The organism is Streptomyces sp. NPDC047981, from assembly GCF_040653315.1.
In the GTDB taxonomy this organism is placed as follows: Bacteria; Actinomycetota; Actinomycetes; order Streptomycetales; family Streptomycetaceae; genus Streptomyces.
Window position 1 is genome coordinate 1 of record NZ_JBEZNQ010000172.1, and the last position, 4,549, is coordinate 4,549.

5 protein-coding genes and 2 pseudogenes are annotated in these 4,549 nt (G+C 60.0%); 4 read left to right on the forward strand and 3 right to left on the reverse strand.

Annotated elements, in window-relative coordinates; all coding sequences use genetic code 11:
- Both AB0E14_RS39340 and AB0E14_RS39345 read left to right on the forward strand, forming a co-directional pair.
- A pseudogene (locus tag AB0E14_RS39340) lies at positions 1-84 on the forward strand (IS5/IS1182 family transposase); the annotation flags it as partial.
- A gap of 221 nt (positions 85-305) precedes the next feature.
- Positions 306-1,415, forward strand: a complete 1,110-nt coding sequence (locus AB0E14_RS39345; RefSeq protein ID WP_362430275.1) for a hypothetical protein — start codon at positions 306-308, stop codon at positions 1,413-1,415.
- Positions 1,416-1,518: 103 nt separating this feature from the next.
- Here AB0E14_RS39345 and AB0E14_RS39350 read toward each other — a convergent pair.
- A pseudogene (locus tag AB0E14_RS39350) lies at positions 1,519-2,326 on the reverse strand (transposase family protein).
- A gap of 281 nt (positions 2,327-2,607) precedes the next feature.
- Here AB0E14_RS39350 and AB0E14_RS39355 point away from each other — a divergent pair.
- Positions 2,608-2,763 (forward strand): hypothetical protein, encoded by a 156-nt coding sequence (locus AB0E14_RS39355; protein ID WP_362430278.1) that lies wholly within the window; start codon positions 2,608-2,610, stop codon positions 2,761-2,763.
- A gap of 51 nt (positions 2,764-2,814) precedes the next feature.
- Here the strand turns inward: AB0E14_RS39355 and AB0E14_RS39360 are convergent, their stop codons facing one another.
- Positions 2,815-3,063, reverse strand: a complete 249-nt coding sequence (locus AB0E14_RS39360) for a hypothetical protein (protein ID WP_362430281.1) — start codon at positions 3,061-3,063, stop codon at positions 2,815-2,817.
- Positions 3,064-3,642: 579 nt separating this feature from the next.
- On the opposite strand from AB0E14_RS39360, the gene AB0E14_RS39365 reads away from it, so the two are divergent.
- The gene (locus tag AB0E14_RS39365; protein ID WP_362430284.1) at positions 3,643-4,020 is read left to right on the forward strand and encodes a hypothetical protein; all 378 of its coding nucleotides are present in this window, start codon (positions 3,643-3,645) and stop codon (positions 4,018-4,020) included.
- A 221-nt stretch (positions 4,021-4,241) separates the two neighbouring features.
- Here the strand turns inward: AB0E14_RS39365 and AB0E14_RS39370 are convergent.
- The coding region (locus AB0E14_RS39370; RefSeq protein ID WP_362430287.1) for a transposase family protein at positions 4,242-4,549 on the reverse strand (308 nt) is incomplete at its 5' end.

The following is a 4,549-nucleotide window of genomic DNA, read 5'->3' on the forward strand; positions in this document are numbered from 1 at the left end:
CGCATCTTCCGCAAAGCCCGCTGCAGCCCCAACCGCATGACGGCCATCGCCGCAGCCGTCCTCACTCCGGAGCGTCAACGCTGAAAATGCTCACTCAACCGAATTGCCGAAATAGGGAAGGCCGTCCTCGCCCCTCAGCTCGCATCAACGTCTGGTCGGAAAACGCTTGTGCCCCTTGGGGCGGCCGGGATGACCCGCTTGAGTGCGTCATCTCTTGCCCCTGGAGCAGGCGAAGCGGAAACGCTCCCATGGCAGGCTGTCTGATGTTCCCGATCGTAATCAGGCGAAGAACAACAGGAAGTCTGATGTTTACCCTTGACCACTGCCTTACTCTGGCCGGTGACCTCCAAGAAGCCATCCGAAATATGGTGATCTCTGGGCATACGCGCGAGGAGGCCATTCAAGCCGTACTCCACAGCGCCCAAGTGGAACCATACTTCGCTGAGTATGAACATCGGATGGATTTTGTAGAATACGCCGCTACCTCTCCGGACGGGTCCCCCTGCCCTTGGGTCGGAGACTTCTGCGCGTTCCTGTGGATCGGCTTCCGAATCCAGAACATAAACCTGCACAATCGGGAGAACTATGAGTATCTCAAGAAAATCGTTCCCGCCGGCGTAGAGGTGGACTTCTTCCTGCTTCGGGGAAACGGAATCACCATCCTCACTTTCGAGCAACAAGCGCGCCAACTGACCCACCGCCTGCAAAATCTAGGATGCATCAAGAAAAAGGTCGGTAGAATTACGGACCCAGGGACCCTTGAGGTTTCCTGCCCTGATGAATGGTTTCCGAGGGTAGCCGAACTTCTCAAGGCGACGGGTACGAAGAAGCGTGTAGTGAAGATGCTAGCGCCTATCGGCAGTGAATTTTCACCTGGCGTCTCGGCATCTTCAGAGAGCAGCGAAACGAAGTCGGAGAACTGTGCGATCTGCCTAGAAAACGTAGGGGGGAAGCCCTTCAAGATATGGTGCGAGGAAGGAAAGCACGAGTTCCATAATAAGTGCATCGACGAATGGGCGCTGAGGGGGCTGAAGGAAAATAGGAATCCCACCTGCCCGGCCTGCAGGAGGGACCTTGCTTCATGGCCATCAAAGTGGCTTGTCCTCCACGAGATTCCAGTTCATCGCGAATCCAATTGGGACGATTTTACATTCGCTGGATACCATAAGATTGTGGAGGGTCTACGCCGACTCAAGCTGATAGGTCGCACGGCGGAGCAGCGTTATGATGACCTCGCGCAATCCACTCCTATCGTCCGCAGGCTTGGGGAAGGGGGGAAGCCAGCGATGATGGCGGCCATTTCGCATCTTGAACATGAAAGAATGGGAGAGCTGGAGAATTTGCTTAGGGATGTGGGCGATTTTATGATAGCGCCACTTCTCGGCAAGCCCGGCACCGAGGCGTTTCTATCCTGAATACCGAGTTCGAACTCGTAGTGTTGTCGTAGGGGCTGACGGCGGCAATCTCCTGCGGTATCACTCGATCGTGCCCGATCTGAGGAGGCTCAGTGAGCCCTTTTCATCCTGAGTGTTCGCAGGTCAGGAGGGTGTGAACGGTCTTGATGATCTGGCTGGTGCGGTTGGTGGAGCATGGTGCCTGTCGCAGGATGCGCCGTGACTTCAGCCGGGCGAAGGCGTGTTCGCCTGGCGTGCGGAGTCGCGCGTGGTCCCGGTTGAAGTCCTGGTAGTGCGGCGGCTGGATTCGGTGGTGGTAGTAGGGGGTGCGGACGGTGGCGCCGGCGCCTTGGTAGGCGTGGTCGGCGGGGACGAGGATCTGTCTGGTGAGGCGGGTCTGGACGATGTCGTGGGGCCCGGGCCGCGGTCGGGGCGTGGGTGCGCCCGGGCAGAGCACGGGAGAACCACAGCGGTGTGTCGTCCCGGCGGGCGATGACCTGCACGTTCATGCTGTGCTTGCGGTGTTTCGTCGAGTAGTACGGCTCGTCCGCGCGGATCCGGTCGATGGGGATCAGAGTGCCGTCAACGATCACATGGTCGCCCTTACCCAGTCCGGCGAGGGCCTCGTGCAGGCCCGGCGACCACGCGGCCAGGACGTCCAGCGTCTCGTCGACGTACCGCCAGGCCGTTGCCGTGGAGACACCGAAACCGCCCCCGAGCTGCGGGAACGTTTCGTTCTCCCGCAGGTGGACGAGGGTGAGCAACGCCTGTTTGAAGCAACCGAGCTGGCGCCAACGGATGTTGCGGGCCAGTCGATGCTCATACAGCAGCCAGGCCACATGCTCGACGAGCTCATGCGGGACGTCGAGCGTGGCAGGATACGGAACCAACAGGGCCCCTTCGGTCGCCAGCGTGTTGAGTGGAATCACCACGCCAACGACGAGGGGCCCTGCCACGTCACCACCCCTGCTGACCAGCCCATTTCACCCTTCAGCACAGGATGAAAGAGGCTCAGTGACGAGGACCGGGTCACCGAACCGACACCTTCCGCACCTGGCTCCTGGCAGAACGCTGGACACCAATCGATCCCACGGACCGGTGGACTGACCTGGAAGCCGTACGCGGAGAGGAACGGCTGATCTGCGAGGCCAAGGGCCGCACCAGCGAGAAAGGCATCGACGCCGACATCGCCTACGGCCAACTGCTGCGCCGCATGACGAGCCAGAACCCGCACATCCGCTACGCCCTCGTCGTGCCGTCCACCTCCCTCAAGGCCGCCACACGCGTTCCGGCCCACGTCCGCCAGCTCCTGCGCATCGACGTGTACGAGGTAACGGACGATAACCGGGTATGCCGGCCGACCAACTGATCGGTGTGGGTGCTGCGTCGACATGGCCGGTGAGGCAGGTGTTGATGGCCGTCAGCAGAGCGTCATCTGTTCGTCGTCGGTGAGGTCGAAGCGCGTGATCAGGTTGCTCCGCAGACCGCCGTCCTCCAGCGCTTGTGCTTCTCGCGCATTGCGGACGAAGACCCGCTGGTAGACCAGTTGCGGGGAGAGAAGGAGGACTTCGGGGCAGGGCCGCATGATGCCGTACAGACGGCCGAAGGTGTGGACCGGTACGCCGTAGGCGAAGCACGCTTCGGCTCCTGCATTGTCGGGAATCCACACCCGGAGCCGCTCCCGCTTCCACGCCCCGTCCACTCGCGTAGGTATCTGACGCGCATCCGTGCGGAAAGCGTGACCGTCGGCAGCCCGCTATGCCGACCGGCCGACCGTGTCACCGAGATGATCTCCGCCTACGAAATTCTTGCCAGAGCCACGTTCACTTTGTACGCCGACAACCTGAGGAGTGCTTCTTCCCACGCGACGAACAGGACCCTAGAAAAGTCCCATCGTTGCAGGTCAGGAGAACTCCTCCTGTCTTTTATCAAGCATCGGACGCAACCGCTCGTGAAAGCGCGAGGCTAGTGCGTCCGCGTGAAGCAGTGCGAAGCCACCAGATTGCGCGATCGATCCCATCAACTGCCCGTTCAGGTTCCCTTATGGCTATTGTCACAGAGAATCGGCGCTCTTAAGTTTACTTTGCGACGCGAGCTCGCTGCCTCATATGCCGAAGCCAATACTGCGCCTATGCTCGTAGGGGTAGGCGTAGGGTTTCTACCCAAACCCGAACGTCCACCCTTGAGGCAATCGCCTTCCCCGGCTTTATGCGTAATCAATGCCGAGTAGTCAACTGAAAGGACTATCGTGCAAATTCCCGACGAGGAATCGCTCAAGTCTTACTTTGTCGAAGCGTCAGTTTCGGCAGCTTTTCACGCTGCCAATGAAACCAATAATGTGGAGATCGACAATGTCGGCTACTGGGACGTCCTGTGCCGAAAACTCACACAAGCGCTAGGTAGTGGACTCTGGAGCACCCCTGCCGGCTGGAATGAGGATCCGCTTTCCAGTCACTTTCTTCACAGCTTCGGTCATCTGCGCAACTACGGCGCGTACGTCAGCTCCTGTATTCGCTATCGGCAGAACAAGTGCAGCGACGCCGAGGAAAATGATTTGCGCTGGCACTCCCAGGCGGTTATTGACGAGTGGTTTGCCAAATATCGCAACGATTTGCGGAAACTTTGAGGATGCCTCACGTGGTTTCCTTCGTGAGCCTATTGTATTGATCAGAAACGGTTCGGGTTCCGTTTCGCAGGGCGCTGACCTGCGGCGTTGTGTGCCGGAAGCGTGAACTGTGAGAGTTTCCCGTCAATGAGCCTGTTTCATCCTGAATTGTGGCAGGTCAGGAGTGTGTGGTCGGCTTGGACGGTGGTGCCGATGCACAGGATGAAAGAGACTGAGCATTTTCAGCGTTGACGCTCCAGAGTGAGGACGGCTGCGGCGATGGCCGTCATGCGGTTGGGGCTGCAGCGGGCTTTGCGGAAGATGCGCCAGGACTTGAGTCGCGCGACGCTTCGTTCGACCGGTGCTCGCGCCGCTGACAGGGCCCGGTTGATCGTCTGCTGGGTCGTGGTGAGGTCCCGGTTCGGAGGCCGTCTGGCCGGTGTGGTCACCCAGTGGCCGGCGCCGATGTAGGCGCGGTCGGCGAGGACGGGGACGCCTTGGCGTTCGCAGATTTGGATGATGTGGTGGGTGCGGGCAGCGGTCAGGTCGT